General features: G+C 53.7%; 20 protein-coding genes. 8 read left to right on the top strand and 12 right to left on the bottom strand.

Going from position 1 to position 19,427, the window contains the following annotated elements; all coding sequences use genetic code 11:
• Positions 1-318: transposase (locus tag ACJBF3_RS07410; RefSeq protein ID WP_406544877.1), on the bottom strand; the 318-nt coding region annotated here is incomplete at its 3' end.
• Between the two features lie 160 nt (positions 319-478).
• Here ACJBF3_RS07410 and pepT point away from each other — a divergent pair.
• On the top strand, positions 479-1,702 hold the full coding sequence (gene pepT, locus ACJBF3_RS07405; RefSeq protein ID WP_045326994.1) for a peptidase T: 1,224 nt from the start codon (positions 479-481) through the stop codon (positions 1,700-1,702).
• A 95-nt stretch (positions 1,703-1,797) separates the two neighbouring features.
• On the top strand, positions 1,798-2,289 hold the full coding sequence (locus tag ACJBF3_RS07400) for an REP-associated tyrosine transposase (RefSeq protein WP_045326995.1): 492 nt from the start codon (positions 1,798-1,800) through the stop codon (positions 2,287-2,289).
• Positions 2,290-2,374: 85 nt separating this feature from the next.
• Here ACJBF3_RS07400 and ACJBF3_RS07395 read toward each other — a convergent pair whose 3' ends face one another.
• The 8 genes from ACJBF3_RS07395 to rluE all read right to left on the bottom strand — a co-directional run bounded on the left by ACJBF3_RS07395 (position 2,375) and on the right by rluE (position 10,181).
• Positions 2,375-3,496: a cupin domain-containing protein gene (locus ACJBF3_RS07395; RefSeq protein ID WP_045326996.1), complete on the bottom strand. Its 1,122-nt coding sequence runs from the start codon at positions 3,494-3,496 to the stop codon at positions 2,375-2,377.
• A 91-nt stretch (positions 3,497-3,587) separates the two neighbouring features.
• A complete protein-coding gene (gene phoQ, locus ACJBF3_RS07390) occupies positions 3,588-5,051 on the bottom strand; it encodes a two-component system sensor histidine kinase PhoQ (protein ID WP_045326997.1) in 1,464 nt (487 codons plus the stop codon).
• Positions 5,052-5,723 carry a two-component system response regulator PhoP gene (gene phoP / locus ACJBF3_RS07385; RefSeq protein ID WP_024908594.1) on the bottom strand — a complete coding sequence of 224 codons (672 nt, stop codon included), beginning with the start codon at positions 5,721-5,723 and terminating at the stop codon, positions 5,052-5,054. It lies immediately after the preceding gene.
• A gap of 123 nt (positions 5,724-5,846) precedes the next feature.
• The gene (gene purB / locus ACJBF3_RS07380; RefSeq protein WP_008500757.1) at positions 5,847-7,217 is read right to left on the bottom strand and encodes an adenylosuccinate lyase; all 1,371 of its coding nucleotides are present in this window, start codon (positions 7,215-7,217) and stop codon (positions 5,847-5,849) included.
• 19 nt (positions 7,218-7,236) lie between these two features.
• Positions 7,237-7,866 (bottom strand): high frequency lysogenization protein HflD, encoded by a 630-nt coding sequence (gene hflD / locus ACJBF3_RS07375; protein ID WP_008500756.1) that lies wholly within the window; start codon positions 7,864-7,866, stop codon positions 7,237-7,239.
• 27 nt (positions 7,867-7,893) lie between these two features.
• Positions 7,894-9,003, bottom strand: a complete 1,110-nt coding sequence (mnmA, locus tag ACJBF3_RS07370) for a tRNA 2-thiouridine(34) synthase MnmA (protein ID WP_047716228.1) — start codon at positions 9,001-9,003, stop codon at positions 7,894-7,896.
• Positions 9,004-9,044: 41 nt separating this feature from the next.
• Complete coding sequence (locus tag ACJBF3_RS07365; RefSeq protein ID WP_045326999.1) at positions 9,045-9,518, bottom strand: NUDIX hydrolase; 474 nt, start codon at positions 9,516-9,518, stop codon at positions 9,045-9,047.
• A gap of 9 nt (positions 9,519-9,527) precedes the next feature.
• Positions 9,528-10,181: a 23S rRNA pseudouridine(2457) synthase RluE gene (gene rluE, locus ACJBF3_RS07360; RefSeq protein ID WP_045327000.1), complete on the bottom strand. Its 654-nt coding sequence runs from the start codon at positions 10,179-10,181 to the stop codon at positions 9,528-9,530.
• A gap of 117 nt (positions 10,182-10,298) precedes the next feature.
• Between rluE and icd the strand changes: the two genes are divergently transcribed.
• From icd to ACJBF3_RS07345, 3 genes are all read left to right on the top strand, one after another.
• The gene (gene icd / locus ACJBF3_RS07355; RefSeq protein ID WP_045327001.1) at positions 10,299-11,549 is read left to right on the top strand and encodes an NADP-dependent isocitrate dehydrogenase; all 1,251 of its coding nucleotides are present in this window, start codon (positions 10,299-10,301) and stop codon (positions 11,547-11,549) included.
• A gap of 77 nt (positions 11,550-11,626) precedes the next feature.
• Positions 11,627-11,974, top strand: coding sequence for a DUF1304 domain-containing protein (locus tag ACJBF3_RS07350; RefSeq protein ID WP_045327002.1), 348 nt, complete (start codon positions 11,627-11,629; stop codon positions 11,972-11,974).
• Positions 11,975-12,048: 74 nt separating this feature from the next.
• Positions 12,049-12,294, top strand: a complete 246-nt coding sequence (locus tag ACJBF3_RS07345) for a DUF2543 family protein (RefSeq protein WP_045327003.1) — start codon at positions 12,049-12,051, stop codon at positions 12,292-12,294.
• Positions 12,295-12,580: 286 nt separating this feature from the next.
• Here the strand turns inward: ACJBF3_RS07345 and ACJBF3_RS07340 are convergent, their stop codons facing one another.
• Positions 12,581-14,080, bottom strand: coding sequence for a cyclic diguanylate phosphodiesterase (locus ACJBF3_RS07340; RefSeq protein WP_045327004.1), 1,500 nt, complete (start codon positions 14,078-14,080; stop codon positions 12,581-12,583).
• Between the two features lie 236 nt (positions 14,081-14,316).
• Here ACJBF3_RS07340 and ACJBF3_RS07335 point away from each other — a divergent pair, with 236 nt between their 5' ends.
• The 3 genes from ACJBF3_RS07335 to ACJBF3_RS07325 all read left to right on the top strand — a co-directional run bounded on the left by ACJBF3_RS07335 (position 14,317) and on the right by ACJBF3_RS07325 (position 17,968).
• Positions 14,317-15,837, top strand: a complete 1,521-nt coding sequence (locus ACJBF3_RS07335) for an EAL domain-containing protein (protein WP_080351119.1) — start codon at positions 14,317-14,319, stop codon at positions 15,835-15,837.
• 125 nt (positions 15,838-15,962) lie between these two features.
• The gene (locus tag ACJBF3_RS07330) at positions 15,963-17,435 is read left to right on the top strand and encodes a sensor domain-containing diguanylate cyclase (protein ID WP_045327005.1); all 1,473 of its coding nucleotides are present in this window, start codon (positions 15,963-15,965) and stop codon (positions 17,433-17,435) included.
• A gap of 284 nt (positions 17,436-17,719) precedes the next feature.
• Positions 17,720-17,968 carry a GlsB/YeaQ/YmgE family stress response membrane protein gene (locus ACJBF3_RS07325; RefSeq protein ID WP_008500746.1) on the top strand — a complete coding sequence of 83 codons (249 nt, stop codon included), beginning with the start codon at positions 17,720-17,722 and terminating at the stop codon, positions 17,966-17,968.
• 128 nt (positions 17,969-18,096) lie between these two features.
• On the opposite strand, the gene ACJBF3_RS07320 is transcribed toward ACJBF3_RS07325, so the two are convergent.
• Entirely contained in the window at positions 18,097-18,195 is a 99-nt protein-coding gene (locus ACJBF3_RS07320) for a YoaK family small membrane protein (protein WP_014883431.1), read from the bottom strand.
• A 45-nt stretch (positions 18,196-18,240) separates the two neighbouring features.
• Complete coding sequence (locus tag ACJBF3_RS07315) at positions 18,241-19,269, bottom strand: sensor domain-containing diguanylate cyclase (protein WP_045327128.1); 1,029 nt, start codon at positions 19,267-19,269, stop codon at positions 18,241-18,243.
• Positions 19,270-19,427: the final 158 nt, after the last annotated feature.

Here is a 19,427-nt window from a genome sequence, read left to right as displayed (position 1 = left end):
CATAGATGGACGTGATGCTGCTTCACAGATAGCTTCAGCATCAACGAAGTCATTTTTGTTGCTTTTAACGAATGGGCGGACAAATTGCGGTGATATCAGCTTTGGAAAATGCCCTAACTCTGCCAGCTTGCGTGCCATAAAGTGAGAACCGCCACAGGCTTCCATCGCGATGGTTGTTGCTGGGCATGTCGCCAGAAATTCGATTAGCTTTGGTCGGGTGAATTTTTTACGGTAAACGGCCTTCCCACGATGATCCTGACAATGAATATGGAAAGAGTTCTTACCCAGATCGATACCAATAAGCGCAATGTTTTCCATGATGGTTCTCCGAATGAAAGCCTGTCCTCAGCATAGTACTGGGAAGGAGGGAGTGACCATCTCATTAAATATTCTCGTTTGCGGGATAAAAGTGACCTGACGCAATATTTGCGTTTTGATGCTTATTGATAATGTTGTCACAAAAAGTGAGGGTGACTGCATGGATAAATTACTTGAGCGTTTTTTACAGTACGTTTCGCTGGATACCCAATCTAAGCCGGGTGTTCGCCAGGTGCCAAGCACCGAAGGCCAGTGGAAGCTATTAAACCTGCTTAAAGAGCAGCTTGACGCCATGGGGCTGGTCAACGTCACCTTAAGCGAGAAAGGCACTGTGATGGCAACGCTGCCGGCGAATGTCCCAGGTGACATTCCGGCGATTGGTTTTATCTCCCACGTCGACACCTCTCCCGATTTTAGCGGTAAACACGTGAACCCGCAGATTGTGGAAAACTACCGCGGCGGCGACATTGCGCTGGGCATTGGCGACGAAGTGCTCTCGCCTGTGATGTTCCCGGTGCTGCACCAGCTGCTGGGCCAGACGCTGATCACCACCGACGGAAAAACGCTGCTGGGAGCAGATGACAAGGCGGGCATCGCGGAGATCGTGACGGCGCTGGCGGTGCTGAAAGAGAAAAACATCCCGCACGGGGATATCCGCGTGGCCTTTACGCCGGACGAAGAGGTCGGCAAGGGCGCGAAGCATTTCGACGTGGAAGCCTTTAACGCGCAGTGGGCCTACACCGTTGACGGTGGTGGCGTCGGTGAGCTGGAGTATGAAAACTTTAATGCCGCGTCCGTCACGATCAAAATTGTCGGCAACAACGTTCACCCCGGCTCGGCGAAAGGCGTCATGGTGAACGCGCTGTCGCTGGCATCCAGAATTCACGCAGAAGTCCCGGCGGAAGAGAGCCCTGAACAGACCGAAGGGTACGAAGGTTTCTATCACCTGACCAGCATCAAGGGCACGGTGGACAGCGCGCAGATGCACTACATCATCCGCGATTTCGACCGCAAAGCCTTCGAGGCGCGCAAGCGCAAGATGATGGAGATCGCGAAGAAGGTGGGGAAAGGGCTGCATCCCGACTGCTACATTGAGCTCATCATCGAAGACAGCTATTACAATATGCGCGAGAAGGTGATGGCGCACCCGCATATTCTCGATATCGCCCAGCAGGCAATGCGCGACTGCGATATTGAACCGCAGCTGAAGCCGATTCGCGGCGGTACCGACGGTTCTCAGCTGTCGTTTATGGGGCTGCCGTGCCCGAACCTGTTTACCGGTGGCTATAACTACCACGGAAAGCATGAGTTTGTGACGCTCGAAGGGATGGAAAAAGCGGTGAAGGTGATAGTGCGGATAGCGGAGCTGGCCGCGAAGCGGTAAAAAATGCCCGGTGGCGCTGCGCTTACCGGGCCTACGATCCGAATGTAGGCCGGGTAAGGCGCAGCCGCCACCCGGCATTGAGGCAAGGAGTGCCCATGTCAAACTACCGTCGCCATTACGTCCCCGGTGGAACCTGGTTCTTCACCGTCAACCTGCAAAACCGTCAGAGCGATTTGCTTACCCGTCATATTGATAGCCTCCGTACCGCGACTGTCGCGGTTAAACGCGCAAAGCCTTTTACGATAAACGCCTGGGTTATTTTGCCCGAACATATGCACTGCATCTGGACCTTACCGGAAGGCGACAGCGATTTTTCTGCCCGCTGGCGAGATATCAAAAAGACGTTCAGCCGCAGCATCGACATGCGCCATATCTGGCAGCCACGCTTCTGGGAGCACACCATTCGAAACGAAGACGATTACCGGCGGCATGTGGATTACGTCTACATCAATCCGGTGAAGCACGGCTACGTCAGTAAGGTTATCGACTGGCCGTTTTCAACGTTTCACCGAGATGTTCACGAGGGATTATATCCTGCCGATTGGGCAGGGGAGATCGAGGATTTTGCTGCGGGAGAGCGGAAGTAAAAAGCCGGGTGGCGGCTGCGCCTTACCCGGCCTACGATCGAATTGTAGGGCCGGTAAGCGCAGCGCCACCGGGCATTAAGGCGACTCAGTCCTCAAAGAACCAGTACCCGCTGTTGACCAGCGCGGCCAGCATTGCGAGGAAGGATGGATCTTCCAGCGCCTCGCCAAAGGTGTCGGCAGTCAACACCAGATGGCTGGCAATCGCTTCCAGCGCCGGACGGTGCGGAGAGTCAAGCTTCTCGCCGTTGACGAACACCTCATCACCAATGCGCAGCACGCGCAGCCCGCCCAGACGCGTCAGCTTGTCGCCCTGCCGAAGCGCATCATAAATCTCGTCAGCCTGATACGGCGGTTCCGGCGGCGCAACGTCCAGCTCATGACGCGACTGGCTGATAAACTCACCAAACCACTGTTTGAAGTGCTCCGGCTCGTTGATCAAATCCAGCATCATGCCGCGCAGCTTATCCAGCTCCGCTGGCAGAATATCGGCCGGATGCTCGCGGGCAGGGACGTCAGGGTCGCTATAACGGTAGCTGCCCAGCTCGCGTTGCAGAACATAGTCGGCAAATCCGCTGATCATCTCGCGGCCGCTTGGCGCGCGGAACCCAACCGAGTAGTTGAGGGAGTTTTCCAGGGAGTAACCCTCGTGCGGGAATCCAGGCGGAATGTAGAGAATATCGCCCGGCTCCAGCTCTTCGTCGATAATGCCTTCGAACGGATCGACCTGAAGCAGATCCGGATGCGGGCAGTGCTGTTTCATTGGCACTTTTTCGCCCACGCGCCAGCGGCGGCGGCCCGTACCCTGAATAATAAACACGTCGTACTGGTCCAGATGCGGACCCACGCCGCCGCCCGGTACGGAGAAGGAGATCATCAGATCGTCCATGCGCCAGTCGGGAAGGGCGCGGAACGGGCGCATTAAGGCAGCCGTTGGCTCGTGCCAGTGGTTCACCGCCTGCACCAGCAGCGACCAGTTGTTTTCACCGAGGTGATCGTAACTCTCGAAAGGACCGTGGCTGACCTGCCATTTCCCGTCCTGGTGGCTGACCAGGCGGCTGTCGACTTCATTTTCCATGGCCAGACCGGCCAGTTCGTCAGGGGAGATGGGGTCGACAAAGTTGCTGAACCCGCGTTTCAGAACCACCGGGCGTTTTTGCCAGTAACGTTCAATAAACTCGGGCCAGTTAAGCGTTAAGTGATAATCCATATTTTTTTATTCCGCAGGTTCTTACTGACCTGGATTATAACGGAAGCTCGGCCCCCCGGCTGCGAGATCCTCGCATTTTTCACATAACGGGTTAACTATCGTTCGACGTGGGCTCCTGGCGACCAAAAATGACCTCCATTCGGGCGCCGCCCAGCAGGCTTTCGCCGGTTTCGATTTTTCCGTCGTACTGGTCAACAATCTCGCGGGCGACGGCTAAACCGACGCCCTGGCCTGGGCGTAGCGTATCGGCGCGCTGGCCGCGATCGAACACCACATCGCGCTTGTTGAGTGGGATCCCCGGGCCATCATCCTCAACGATGATATGCAGTTCATTTTCCGTCTGGCGCGCGGACACTTCCACGAACTCCAGACAATATTTGCAGGCGTTGTCCAGCAGGTTACCCATCACCTCCATGAAGTCGTTTTTTTCCCCGACAAAGCTGATTTCGGGCGAAATATCGAGGCTAATGTTCACCCCTTTACGCTGATACACCTTGTTGAGGGCAGAGGTGAGGTTATCCAGAAGCGGGGCGACCGGGTGCAGCTCGCGGCTCAGCAGGGCGCTGCCGGAACGCATGCTGGCGCGGTGCAGGTAGTAGCCAATTTGCTGTGAAATACGGCTGATCTGTTCCAGCATCACCGGCTCGGCATCATCGACGCTCAGCTTCGAACTGCGCATTGAACGCAGGGTGCTTTGCATAACGGCCAGCGGGGTTTTCAGGCTGTGGGTCAGGTCGGTAAGGGTAGTACGGTACTTATCATAGCGTTCGCGTTCACTTTTCAGCAGGCGGTTGAGGTTACGCACCAGGCTGGTAAGCTCGCGGGTCGTTTCCGGATTCAGCTTCTCGCGATGATGCTCTTCCAGCTCGCGAACCTCTTTTGCCAGAGATTCAATGGGGCGCAAGCTCCACCATGCCGCTATCCACAGCAGCGGGATCACCAGCAGAAGATTTGCAGCCAGAACGTAGATGAACCAGCTCCAGACCATATAAGAACGCTTCAGCTCGATCGGAATGGTGTCGATCACCACGATGGTCAGCTGAGGCATGTTCAGCGTCGCCGGGTAGAGATTAATCGCAACGGAGTGCGTCATTTCCGTTTCGGCATCATCCGCGCGGATCTCGTTCAGCTTTTGCTGCAAAGAGCGATCTTCACGGATCAGCGAGCTGGTGGTATTGAGATCGGCCTCAATTTCATGAAAACCGTTGGTTTTAAGCCATTCCGGACGAATACTTTTAACCAGCCACGGGATGTCACGCTGCGCCCACAGTAACTTACCCTTCTCGTCATAGATCAGGGCCAGCGTGGGGCTCTGCTGGTTGAGGTTTTCCGGCATTTCGACGGTGATGCGGTTGTTTTCCCATTTCGCCAGGGTATAAAACAGATTGCTTTCGCCACGCAGCAGCCGAAAGGTGGTTTTATCAAAGCTGACGCTGTAGCCCACGAGGGCGACCATGCCGTAGGAGAGCGACAGCACCAGCACGACGGCGGCCGTTGCCAGCAGAAAACGTACCCGCAGCGAAAGGGGCAGAATATGGCGCAAGATCCGTCTCATTTAGCGTAATTCGAACAGGTAGCCCTGGCCACGGACGGTGGTAATCACATCCTGCGGATACTGCGCCTGAATCTTCTTGCGCAAGCGTCCCATCAGCACGTCAATGGTATGGCTCTCGCGCAGTTCCGCATCGGGATAAAGCTGGAGCATTAAGGAATCTTTGCTCACCACTTTGCCATTGTTACGGATCAGCGTCTCCATGATGGTGTATTCGAAGGCGGTGAGCTTGATTACTTCATCATTGATGGATAATTCCCGGCGGGAGAGATCGACCTGGAAAGGCGGGATGGAAATAACCTGTGACGCCAGCCCGCTGTTGCGGCGTAATAGCGCCTGCATCCGCGCCGCCACCTCTTCAATATGAAACGGCTTGGTGACGTAATCATCTGCACCCGCGCTGAGCACTTCAACCTTGTCCTGCCAGCCTTCACGGGCGGTCAGCACCAGAACCGGCAGGGAGACATCGTGGCTGCGCCAGCGGCGAATTAAGGACAGACCGTCTTCGTCAGGCAACCCTAAATCGACAATGGCGATATCCGGCAGGTGTTCATTGAGATAATAATCGGCTTCTTTTGCATCTTCAGCATCGTCCACCTGATGTCCCATCTCCTGAAGCTGGACCTTCAGGTGATGGCGTAGCAATGCGTTATCCTCAACAACCAGTACGCGCATCATCTCTTCTCCCTAGATATTTGGTATGAATAGTTTAACGCTGATTATGTTGTTGTGGGGATAAACATTGAGTAAACCGGGGAAAAGCATCCCCCTTTTCGGGCGAAAAGGGGGAGAGGGGCGTTATTTCAGCTCGTCGACCATGGTAATGGCGCGGCCAATGTAGTTCGCCGGGGTCATCGCCTTCAGGCGGGTTTTCTCTTCTTCCGGCAGCGCCAGACCGTCGATAAACTGCTTCATGCCTTCGGCGTCAACGCGCTTGCCGCGGGTCAGCTCTTTCAGCTTTTCGTACGGTTTTTCGATGCCGTAACGGCGCATCACGGTCTGGATCGGCTCCGCCAGCACTTCCCAGTTGTGATCCAGCTCGTCCAGCAGGCGATCGCGGTTCACTTCCAGCTTGCTCACGCCTTTCAGGGTGGACTGGTACGCAATCAGCGCGTAGCCAATGCCCACGCCCAGGTTGCGCAGCACGGTGGAGTCGGTCAGGTCGCGCTGCCAGCGGGATACCGGCAGTTTGCTCGCCATATGCTGCAGCACGGCGTTCGCCAGGCCCAGGTTGCCTTCGGAGTTTTCGAAGTCGATGGGGTTCACCTTGTGCGGCATGGTTGAAGAGCCGATTTCACCGGCGATGGTTTTCTGCTTGAAGTGGTTCAGGGCGATGTAGCCCCACACGTCACGATCGAAGTCGATCAGGATGGTGTTGAAGCGCGCGATGCAGTCAAACAGCTCGGCGATATAGTCGTGCGGCTCGATCTGGGTGGTGTACGGGTTCCACTGAATCCCCAGAGAAGTCACGAACTCTTCGCTGAACTGGTGCCAGTCCACTTCCGGATAGGCGGCGATGTGGGCGTTATAGTTACCGACCGCGCCGTTGATTTTGCCGAGAATTTCAACCTGCTCCAGCTGACGGTACTGGCGCTCCATGCGGTACGCGACGTTCGCCATCTCTTTCCCCATAGTGGAAGGGGTGGCTGGCTGGCCGTGAGTACGAGAAAGCAGCGGAATGTCGCGGTACTCCACGGACAGCGCTTTCACCGCGTCGATGATTTTACGCCAGTAAGGCAGCACCACCTCTTTGCGCGCGGTAGAGAGCATCAGCGCATGAGACAGGTTGTTGATGTCTTCAGAGGTACAGGCGAAGTGAATGAACTCAGACACGGCGTGCAGGGCAGGGACGCTTTCCACTTTCTCTTTCAGGAAGTACTCAACCGCCTTCACGTCGTGGTTGGTGGTGCGTTCAATGGTCTTAATGCGCGCGGCGTCTTGTTCGCTAAATTCGGCAACGATTTTATCAAGGTAATCGTTTGCCTTTTCGTCAAAAGCAGGAACTTCCTTGATTGCTGCCTGGGCGGCCAGCTTTTGCAGCCAGCGTACTTCAACCTGAACACGGAACTTCAGCAAACCATATTCGCTGAAGATCCCGCGCAGCGCGCTGACTTTATCGCCGTAGCGTCCATCGACAGGGGATACGGCGGTCAGTGAGGATAATTCCATAATTCGCAACTCCGGGAGGTTAACAATGAGCAAGAATTTGTTTTGCCTGAGTGGTCAGGCGATTACGAGAAAACATTAACTGCAGGCGGCCACCGCCAACCTGGTGCCACAGCACGGCGGCGCGGATCCCTGCCAGCAGGGACGCACGCACTTTTGCCTGCACCTGTGGACTTTGCAGCACGGCAGGGGAGCCGGTGACCTGAATGCGCGGGCCGAGCGGGCTGATGACGTCAACGTAAATACCGGCCATGGCGCTGAGCAGCGTGTCGGACTGCAGGTCAAAATGGTCAAGCTGGCGCTGTAGCCCGGCAATGCGATCGCCCAGGGTATTGAGCGCGCCTTTTGCGGCGCTCAGCTTACGCTCCAGCACCATCAGGCTTAACGTGTAGCGGGTCAGCTCTGCGTTTAATCCCTGACGGCTGCTGGCGTTAAGCACGCCAAGCAGGGTTTCAAGACCGAGACGAAGATTGGTTTCACTGCCACCGAACACGCCCAGGGTCGAGCCAGGGTTGAGATCGATAACGCTGTTCAGTGAAACGTGCAGGGCGTCAGCGTCGCAGTGACCCTGATGCGCAAGCTGTTGCACCAGACGGGCAGACTGGCAAATTCCCGCCAGCGCCAGGGTGATGTCATAGTAGTTCTTCGCCACACGGTCTCCTTTATGTGAGCAATCGTATTAAACAGCAGGCAGCGGCAGGCGCTGTTCAATGATCCCGCCGCCCAGGCAGATTTCGCCGCTGTAGAAGACAGCAGACTGGCCCGGCGTGACGGCGGCAACCGGCTCGTCGAAGCGCACGTCAATGCGATCGTCATCAAGCGCGGTAATGGTGCAAGGAATATCGGTCTGACGGTAGCGTGTTTTGACCGTGCAGCGCAGCGTGCCTTTCAGCGGCTCGCGATCGACCCAGTGCAGCTGCTGCGCGATCAGGCCAACGGACATCAGACGCGGATGGTCGTGACCCTGGGCAACAACCAGAATATTGTTTTCGACGTCTTTGTCGACCACGTACCACGGATCTTCGCTACCTTCTTTGGTGCCGCCGATGCCCAGGCCTTTACGCTGGCCTAAGGTATGGTACATCAGCCCCTGGTGCTGACCAATCTCGTCACCGTCGACGGTGACGATTTTACCCGGCTGTGCGGGCAGGTAGCGTCCGAGGAAATCACGGAATTTGCGCTCGCCGATGAAGCAGATGCCGGTAGAGTCTTTTTTCTTCGCGGTGATCAGGTCCAGCTCTTCGGCGATTTTACGCACCTGCGGCTTTTCCAGTTCGCCGACCGGGAACAGGCTCTGGGCGATTTGCTCGTGGCTCAGCGTGTAGAGGAAGTAGCTCTGATCTTTATTGCCGTCCAGGCCGCGCAGCAGCTGGCTTTTGCCGTTCACGTCTGCGCGCCGCACGTAGTGGCCGGTCGCAATATAGTCAGCGCCCAGGTCTTCCGCGGCGAACTCCAGGAAGGCCTTAAATTTGATCTCTTTGTTGCACAGGATATCCGGGTTCGGGGTACGGCCCGCTTTGTACTCTTCGAGGAAGAGCTCAAACACGTTGTCCCAGTATTCTGCGGCAAAGTTAACGGTGTGCAGTTCAATACCGAGCTTGTCGCAGACGGCCTGCGCGTCAGCGAGATCCGCTGCGGCAGTGCAGTATTCCTCACCATCGTCTTCCTCCCAGTTCTTCATGAACAGGCCCTCCACCTTATAGCCCTGTTGCTGCAACAGGTAGGCGGAAACGGAGGAATCGACACCGCCGGACATGCCGACGATCACTTTTTTTGGGCTATCTGACATTGGAATACTCACGACATTGAACTTCAAGGCGGCGTATTCTATCACGCCCCCCCACCATTGGCACCCTCTGTAAACGGCCAGTTAAATGCGCCGATGACATCCAGCGGCAAGCGGTCGGCGGACTGCCAGCAGCGAATGCTTTCCGCAACCAGCGGCGAGCGCAGGTTTGGCGCGTTCAGGATCTCGTCGGCAGTGACCCACAGGCAGCGGTCGATATCGTCATCCTGCGGCTCTGTGGCGCACGTTTCGCTAAGCTCGACGGCGAATAAGAAGCGCAGGAACGGAGTACTATCGGGGGCGATCCACTGGTGCATGCGGATGAAGTGCTGGGGCTCTGCGTGAATGCCGGTCTCTTCCCACAGCTCGCGTTTCGCGGCCTGCAGGAGCGTCTCGTTGGCTTCAAGGTGTCCGGCAGGCTGGTTCCACAGCGCTTTGCCGTTAATGCTCTCTTCAACAACAAGGAATTTACCCCGGGCGTGAACCACGCAGGCAACCGTGACATGAGGTTTAAACATAGTGACTCCTTAAAAGGTAACGTCTCGCCATTCACCGTTTGCCAGCGCGTCCAGAGTGTAGCTACCCATAGCGTAGCGAATCAGACGCAGGGTAGGGAAGCCGACGTGGGCGGTCATGCGCCGAACCTGACGGTTGCGGCCTTCATAAAGGGTAATTTTGAGCCAGCTGGTTGGAATGGATTTGCGTTCGCGGATCGGCGGATTGCGCGGCCACAGCCACGCCGGTTCATTCACGCGTTCAATACCTGCGGGCAGGGTGGGACCGTCGTTCAGCGTTACGCCGCTGCGCAATTTCTCCAGCGCTTCTTCATCCGGCTCGCCTTCGACCTGGACGAAGTAAATTTTGCCGGTGCGTTTCCCCGGCTGCGTGAGCTTCGCCTGTAGGGCGCCGTCGTTGGTCAGGACCAGCAGGCCCTCGCTGTCGCGGTCCAGACGCCCGGCCGCATAAACCCCCTGTACAGGGATGTAGTCCTTCAGCGTGCTGCGCCCGGCTTCATCGGTAAACTGCGGCAAAACATCGTAGGGTTTATTGAACAAAATAACCCGCTTCGGCTGGGTTTCCTGCGGTCGTCTGGCGGCTTGTCGGGAGCTGAATCGCTCAACCCGGTGTTTTGTAAAAGAAGTTTTCTTCATGGTATTTTCAGGCGTTATCAATTGCCGCATTATAGCCTAATAACGAAGACCTTTCATGGCGCAGGACAATCAGGTACTATCGAAGGGCTCATTACAATTTATTAACATAAGATCAGTAACAACCAGAAGCGCTCGAAGGAGAGGTTAATGGAAAGCAAAGTAGTTGTTCCGGCGGAAGGTAAAAAGATCACCCTGCAAAACGGCAAGATTAACGTTCCTCACAATCCGATTATCCCGTTCATCGAAGGTGACGGTATCGGTGTAGACGTTACCCCGGCAATGCTGAAAGTGGTTGATGCCGCTGTTGAGAAAGCCTACAAAGGCGAGCGTAAAATTTCCTGGATGGAAATTTACACCGGTGAGAAATCTACTCAAGTTTATGGCCAGGACGTCTGGCTGCCAGCCGAAACGCTGGACCTGATCCGCGACTACCGCGTTGCTATTAAAGGCCCACTGACCACCCCAGTCGGCGGCGGTATCCGTTCCCTGAACGTGGCGCTGCGCCAGGAGCTGGACCTGTACGTGTGTCTGCGTCCGGTTCGTTACTATCAGGGCACCCCAAGCCCGGTTAAGCACCCTGAACTGACCGACATGGTTATCTTCCGCGAAAACTCAGAAGACATCTACGCGGGTATCGAATGGAAAGCGGACTCTGCAGACGCAGAAAAAGTGATTAAATTCCTGCGCGAAGAGATGGGCGTGAAGAAAATTCGCTTCCCTGAGCATTGCGGTATCGGCATCAAGCCGTGCTCCGAAGAAGGGACCAAGCGTCTGGTGCGTGCGGCGATCGAATATGCGATCACCAACGACCGCGACTCAGTGACCCTGGTGCACAAAGGCAACATCATGAAGTTCACCGAAGGCGCGTTCAAAGACTGGGGCTACCAGTTGGCGACCGAAGAGTTCGGCGGAGAGCTGATTGATGGCGGTCCATGGCAGAAAATTAAGAACCCGAACACCGGCAAAGAAATCGTCATTAAAGACGTGATCGCCGATGCGTTCCTGCAGCAGATCCTGCTGCGTCCTGCCGAATACGACGTGATTGCCTGTATGAACCTGAACGGGGACTACATCTCTGACGCCCTGGCGGCACAGGTTGGCGGTATCGGTATCGCCCCTGGCGCGAACATCGGCGACGAGTGCGCCCTGTTCGAAGCAACTCACGGTACTGCACCAAAATACGCAGGCCAGGACAAAGTAAACCCAGGCTCTATCATCCTGTCCGCTGAGATGATGCTGCGTCATATGGAATGGTTCGAAGCCGCAGACCTGATCGTTAAAGGTATGGAAGGCGCGATCAACGCGAAAACCGTAACGTACGATTTCGAACGTCTGATGGAAGGCGCTAAGCTGCTGAAATGCTCAGAGTTTGGCGACGCGATTATCGCGAACATGTAATCCAGATTCTGGGTTAAACAAGAGCGGGGGCCTGAGGGTTCCCGTTTTTTTTGCCTCTGCCTGCGGGAGACAACACGATGTTAGCCACCGTCCTTATCGCTGTCGTTGCACTCATCCATCTCTACATTCTCGTGCTGGAAATGTTCCTGTGGAACACCAAAACGGGGCACAAGGCTTTTAATCTGCGTCCCGACTTTGCGCGCGACACCCGCGTGCTGGCGGCGAATCAGGGGCTGTATAACGGCTTTCTGGCGGCGGGCCTGCTCTGGAGCCTCTGGCTCGGCGACAAGGGGGGTCAGGTCGCCATCTTCTTCCTGGCCTGCGTGCTGATCGCCGGGCTCTTTGGCGCAGCCACCGCCAGCCGAAAAATTTTGTATGTGCAGGCTCTGCCCGCGCTCGCAGCGCTGCTTGCGTTACTTATCTGAAGCAACGCTTTGGTTGAGGTAACGCGTCCGATATACTCGTGGCGTTATCCTTCCTGGCGAGAGACGAGACCGTTATGCACAACGACATCCCACTGAAATATTATGACATTGCCGATGAATACGCGACGGAAGCCGCAGAGCAGGTGGCGGAATCAGAGCGCGACGCGCTGGCACACTATTTCCAGCTGCTTCTCACCCGCTTAGCGAATAATGAGGAGATCAGCGAGGAAGCCCAGCAGAAGATGGCCGCGGAGGCCGGGATCCGCGCGGGTCGCATTGATGATGTTGCGAATTTCCTCAACCAGTGGGGAAATGAATAGCCTGCCTTAAAAACCGTTATGCTGATGCTTTGCGATACAGCTCAGCATCACGCTATCGGACCACATGCATTTTTTTCGCAGAATATGCGAAGCAGGTTTGTCGGTAAACAGCACGAAAATGACGGTCAGAAAAAAGAGTGCCACTGGGAAAAGTAAGGATAATTTCACGTTTTTAACCAAAATAAGAGTGTATTTCAGGTAATCTACCGTCTGATTGTGACGACTATATGATTTTGCGTAAAAAATGGAAACGTGTAATTAAAAAAAAATCGCGCAAGGCTTCGGGTTAACGAATGACGCCGGTGAGCCGCTTCGCCAGCTCGCTTCGGCTGAGCGCTTTTGAAAAATACCATCCCTGGATCAGGGCATCGGGATAGCGCTCAGCAATAAAGCGATACTGAATTTCATTTTCCACGCCCTCGAAAACAAGCGTTTTGTTCAGCTTCGCGAGGGCATCGCTGAAGATAACAAAGATGTTTTGCTTATAATGCTCGCTGATGCCATCCACCAGCGACTTATCAATTTTGATCTCATCATATTCAAGCAGCGACAGGCGGGCGAGGTTTGAATTTTGCACGCCAAAATCATCAATTGATATTTTAACGCCGAGTGACTTCAGTTCCTGACAGAATCCCTCGAGGATATCTGCCGCGGAAACGGCTTTCTCGGAAAGCTCGACCTTTAGCAAGGAAAGGGGGAGGCGGTTGGCTGAACACGCGCGGCGCAAAGTGTTAATAAACTGACCGTCTTCAATTTCCTTGCGCCCAACGTTGAGGGAAACGATCAGCTGATGCTTAATGGCCAGCGGGGCAATTTCTGCAAGGGACTTACCGATAATATTGTTGTAATATTTTTTATACAGGCCGATTTTTTTAATTAATGGGATAAACAGCTCCGGCGAGACGTCGCCGTGCTTTTGATCGCGCCATCGCGACAGAACTTCTATGCCCACGATTTTTTGATCGCGAATGCGAATAATAGGCTGGTAATTAACGCTGAAGGTATTGGTTATCACCGCTTTGATCAGCGTACGTTCCAGCGAAAAACGGTCTTCATGAATACGGAAAAGAAATAGCGTTATCGCGAGCCAGATTAAATAAAGAATGATTGCGAGAAACGTAAAGATAAACGGGGGCAACGAGGCCAGTCCTGCATCGTGATGTTTTACAATCACGCATAAATCCCACAAGGCGCTGCACTGCGTCATGGTCAGGGTGAACAGCGTCGACTGCAGCCAGCTTTGCGGCGGAAGCTCAGGGGCGGCCGAAAAAAAGGTCCGACCAAAGTCCTTGGTGGTGGCACTCAGAGAATAGCTTGCGGTAACCGGAGTGAATTTATCGTAGGCATAGCGGGAGGTGAAGATAATAATATTATTATAAATGGCCGCATTGCCTGTGAAGAAGTCTTTTCTGGAAAACTGCGCCAGAAGAAAGCCTCTCGGCGTTTTATGCAGTTCGGCAGGAAGCGCGACGGGCGTCGCGAGTTTCCCCCAAAAGGCGGTACAAACAATTTTTCCCTTTTCGATAAAACCGATATCGCCGAAATAGAGGCTGTTAAGCTTTATTTGTCTGTAGGTATCAAGACTGGCTTTATCACATCCCTGCGTCGTTATGCTTTTGAGTCCCAGCGCCACGCTTTCGGAGAGGTCTTCTGAATAACGTAAAAGCGTATGGGATATTTCGAGCTGTTTGGTTTTCTGCTGACCGATGATAACCGCATTGACTGCATACAGCGACAGAATGACCAGAAGCGTTGAAACGATCGCAACGGCAATGCGCTTTTTCATTTTCCAGTTATCCTGTCCGCTCCCTGATTTCACAAATCTTATCACAGGCAGGGCAAGGTACAAGCCTGATAGTCACAGCTGGTAATCACATTCAGGCGGCTGAACTCATACGAAAGTATCAGTTTTTTAAGACAAATCTCAGCTAAGCTTTTTTCATTGCCATAAGCAACGCCGGGTCAGGCGCAGGCGCTTTTTCCATATCCTCCATGCCTGTTTTTTCTATTAAGGAAAACATCGTGCGCAACGTGACGATCCCCCTTCTCAGTGCTCTGTTTCTCTTTCTGGGCGGCATGCTGATTATTAACTGGCAGCTATGGCAGATGGCGAAAGCGAATAATATTCACACCGCCACCGTTAGCATTCAGAAAATAGAAAACATTCTTACTGAAGCGGCCAGTGCGGCCAACACGGCGAAGCGCGTTGCGGCTCAAGGATGTACCAGTACTGGACAGCTGGCGCTGGGGACAGAAGCTGCGTTAAAACCGCATCTGCGCGCCATCATGATTCAGCAGCAGGGTAAAATCATCTGTACTTCACTTCCCGGAAATGGCGTGTTGATTATTCATCCGGAGACGTTACCTGAGCAACAATTAATGCTGGTCCCCGGTAACCGACTGGTTAACGGCATTCCGGTGCTTGTCTTCCAGATGCCCATTGCGGGAGGGCGCGTCATCGTCAGCGTCAGTGATGCGCATTTGCAGGACGTCATCGCGAACGCGTCAAACAGCGTTGATCTGGAGCTGATGGTTGGCGAAAAACGGTTTACGCGCAGCGGTGATGTGATCGACTGGAAAGCGGCCGCCTGGGCGGGGTCACTTGCGTCATCCGCGCAATTCCCCTTTAGTCTGGCCTGGCAACCGCCTGCCTTTTTTAGCCTGACGCGGCTACTGCAACAGGGATGGAGTCTGATACTGCTTATTCTTGCGCTATCGGTGGCGGTGGGCATTTTGATCCGCCGTTACAAGGGGAAAAGCACCTCATTTGAAGACGATTTGCGCAAGGCCATTTTACAGGGAGAGATCGAGCCTTATTACCAGCCGATCGTTAACGGCGATACTGGCGGGTTGTATGGTGTTGAAGTCCTGGCGAGATGGAAGCATCCAAAATCAGGGTTTATCCCGCCGGATGTCTTTATTCCGATTGCTGAACGAAGCGGTTTAATTATTCCCCTGACCAAAGGGATGATGGCGAAAGTCGTTACGCAGCTTAAGCCACTTTTGCCAAAGCTCCCGGACGGGTTTCATATTGGGGTGAACATCAGCGCCAGGCACATCAATGCCCCTTCTTTCCTCGGCGACTGTCGCGTGTTCGGCAACGGATTTCAGGGTAAAGAAGTCAAGCTGGTGCTTGAGGTGACCGAGCGTGAACCGCTGATCGATAACCCCCACCTGGTGGAAAATCTTAACAGGCTGCATAACGCCGGTTTTGTCATTGCGCTCGATGATTTTGGTACTGGCTATTCAGGGCTGTCATGCCTTAATGCCCTCGCCATTGATTATATTAAAATAGACAAAAGCTTTGTGAACCGGGTTTCAGATGAAAAAGACTCAACGATCCTGCTGGACTGCGTCATTGAACTGGCGAAAAAACTCTCATTACGCATTGTGGCTGAAGGCGTAGAAACGAAAGCGCAGCTGGAGTATCTAAACCGTAATGAAATTACGCTGTTGCAGGGTTATTATTTTGGTAAGCCTGTCTCCTATATCGATTTTATTAAAGTCATTTTATCTAAGCCAAGGGAGACCGTAAGTTTGTAGAGCGTAATTAAGACGAGCTTCTGTAGTATGCTTAAGTGCAATTCATTTTCCTCTTATCCTGAGCTTTGTTACAGTGACAAGAGTTGTCAGCCAGGGATGTCAGGCGTGATAAGGTGGAATAGCTCGTGCATGTGAAAAATACTTTTTACACAACAACCATTACCGTCATTATTGTCTCATTGATCATCTCGCTGTCGCTTGCCGTCCAAATTGCCACGTCAAGGCAGCAGTCAATCCAGCAAATAAATACCGGCGTCGCTAACCTGAGCCATACCCTCGATGTCTATACCGAGGGGATCATGCGCCAGAGCGAAATGTTAATTACTACCGTTTCCGACATTATCGAAATTTATGGCATGACCCCGCAGCAGGCGACCCATATTCAGCGGATGATCAATAATCAGGATAATCTTCTTACCCAGATTAATAATGTGGTTGTTTACGATGCCAGCGGCGATATCTTTACCGCACTGCACGAAAGTTTTACCGGGCCGCGCAAAGGCTCGGACAGAGAGTTTTTTATCTATCATCGGGACAATAAAGGTCAGCAGATTTTTATTGGGGAGCCGGTGGTCAGCCGCACCAACGGTAAATGGGTTATCACCATCAGTCGACGCCTTGAAACCCCCGCCGGGGCATTTAACGGCGTCGTGGTCGTGACGCTGGGTATCGAAAATTTTTTGGCGCTCTACGGGCAAATTAATATCGGTCACTCGGGCGTCATCGGCTTAACGACGCAATCAGGCGTGCTGCTGGTCCGTTATCCCTTTAAAAATACCTATATCGGCACGATTGTTTCTGATTCACCGCTCTTCAGGAAATACCTTAAGGTACAAAATACCGGGATTGCCCGTTCCGTGTCGCGGTTTGATAAAATCGACCGTATTTATGCCTATGAGAAAAACAGACGCTACGGGCTGGTTACCACCGTGGCCGTCAGCATTGATGAAGCCCTTGCTCCCTGGCGCAAGCAGGCGATTCAGCTGGCGGTACTCATTTTCGTGTTTACGGCGATACTCATCGTGGCGTCATACTTCCTGTATTCCGACCTGTCCCGAAAAGCAAAGGACAATAAGGCGCTAAAGATTATTGCCTCAGAAGATGCCTTGACCGGGCTGTACAACCGCCGCATTTTTGATGAAAAATTCCTTTCGGAAATCGCGCGTTGTGCCGCACGTGATGCACCAATTTCGATACTGATTGTGGACGTGGACTTCTTCAAAAAATACAACGATAACTACGGCCATCCGGAAGGGGACCGGTGCCTCGCGCTGCTGGGAAACAGCCTCAGGGAGAGCCTGACCCGCGATAACCAGATTGTCGCGCGATACGGCGGAGAGGAATTTGCGCTGATACTGCCGGATGCGGATATTCAGCAGGCACTTCGTCTGGCACAGACGATTATTCGCAATGTGTTCTCTCTGGACATCGCCCATGCTTTTAGCCCCTTCGGGCGGGTGACGGTAAGCGTCGGAATTTCAACCGCACGCGCCGTCGACATCGCGGGCAGCCAGCAGAATATCATTGTTGCCGCTGACCAGGCGCTCTATCAGGCGAAACGCGCGGGACGTAACCGCTACGCGTTTGTTGGGGTCTGAGCAAAAAAAAGCCCACGCTACGGTGGGCAAGAAATACTGGAAGCAATGTGAGCAATGTCGTACTGAATACCCGAGTGTTTAACTCAACTATTCAGTGTTGAGAAAGATAATCTTTCTCAACAAAAGATGCAACCCCACAGTTTATGTGCCACGCGCTTTTTTATTGATGAATAATTGCGCACTCTCTCATTGTGATGCCTATCACAAATTTCCTTTCTGAAATCCTGTGCTATCCTTTTTTGTGTCGTTGATTTAATGACAAAAACCATACAGAGAGGAAAGTTATGGGAATTTTATCCTGGATTATCTTTGGGCTTATTGCAGGTATTCTGGCGAAGTGGATCATGCCGGGCAAAGATGGCGGTGGGTTTATCGTCACCGTAATACTGGGTATTGTGGGCGCGGTAGTTGGCGGCTGGATCAGTACGCTGTTCGGTTTTGGCAAGGTCGATGGCTTTAACTTCGGCAGTTTCGCCGTGGCGGTGATCGGTGCGCTGGTTGTTCTGTTTATCTACAGAAAGATCAAAAGCTAAGGCTTTAAGCGTTGAAAAAGGCTGCCGGATGGCGGCCTTTTTACTTGCAGGGGTTACCACCAGCCGAGCTGCGTGCCGGCAAACGCCGCAATGGCAACGATCAGCATAATGACGGTTGTTTTCCGCATTTATGCCCCCGGAGCCGCGTAACCGCCGACAAAAAACCATGCTAAAAAAACCACCGCCGTGATAAATATCACGACCGGGAAGAGGATCCCTATTCTCATACCATCACCTGTTTCGGTTCCAATAACGCCGTAGAGTGTACGAGGTTAATCCATAGTGAGAAAGCGTGTTTTGCTTTTTCCTTTCTTAACCTGATACATCGCCACATCCGCGGCGCGTAACGCGCTGTCAGGATCGGTTTTGGCAGGATCCACTTCAATAACGCCAAGGCTGGCTCCAGGATAAATGATATGAACGCTGCCCAGCCAGTATTCGCCAGCAATGCAGGCGCTGAGGCGCGTTTTGAGCAGCGTAATCTGCGCATTATCCCCGTCCTGACGGGCGTGGCTCAGCGACGCGACGAGAAACTCATCACCGCCCAGCCGGCCAATAATATCGTCCTGCTGTTTCTCTTCCGTCAAACGCTTGCCCACTTCAATCAAAAACTGGTCGCCAGCCTCGTGGCCGTAGCGATCGTTAATCAGCTTGAAGTCATCCAGATCGATAAACGCGATGATGGCATTTCGCTTAAGGTGCCGTGCCAGTGAAAAGAGGGTAGTCAGATCCTCAAAGATGGCGCGACGGTTGGGTAAACCGGTCAGAGCATCCGTGTAGGAGTGCGCGATGAGGGCCGCGTTGGCTTCGCGAAGCTGGGTCACCAGCGACTCTTTCTGGATGGACTGGGCAATCAGCCCGGCGAAGAGCTTCAGCACCTGTTCACCGCGCTCGCTAAGGGGCTTTTTGGCCGTGCTGGTGGCGCAGAGCGTTCCGTAGAGTGAACCATCCGCAAGATGGACAGGAATACTCATGTAGGTGGTAATGCCAAGCGCTTTTGCGGCTTCACACTCGGGCCAGCGTTCGGGGACGTCATTGCTGAACAGGGTGTCACTGTCCAGCGCGCGCTTGCACAGCGTCTCATCCCACGGGACGCTGAGTCCCTCAGGAATTGTCATCTGCTTGCTGTTGCGGGCGTAGAGGATGTGCTGCAGCCGCGCTTCGATATCCACCTTCGTCAGGTAGGTCGACTCCATGTCGGTGACAATTTCCAGCATCTCCAGCAGCTGGCGAACGAGGCTTTCAAGGGTTTGCTCGGTGGCAAGGGTTTCTGAAACGCGAGCGAGGATAATATCCGACATGACGTAGAATGACTCCCAGGCAGAAGACGTCTGCATCTGCATGTTATGCTGAGTTTTTAAGCTTCAGGCATAGTAAAACATGAATACAGAAAATTTAATATATGCAGGGAGAGGGCAGCAGCAGAGAAAAAAAGCCCCGTTGTTGAGAGCGGGGCAAA

Origin of the sequence: Enterobacter sp. PP-008-ECC_S150, assembly GCF_045257065.1 — a bacterium.
Lineage (GTDB): Bacteria > Pseudomonadota > Gammaproteobacteria > Enterobacterales > Enterobacteriaceae > Enterobacter > Enterobacter chengduensis.
This window is presented reverse-complemented; position numbering and strand designations above follow the sequence as displayed.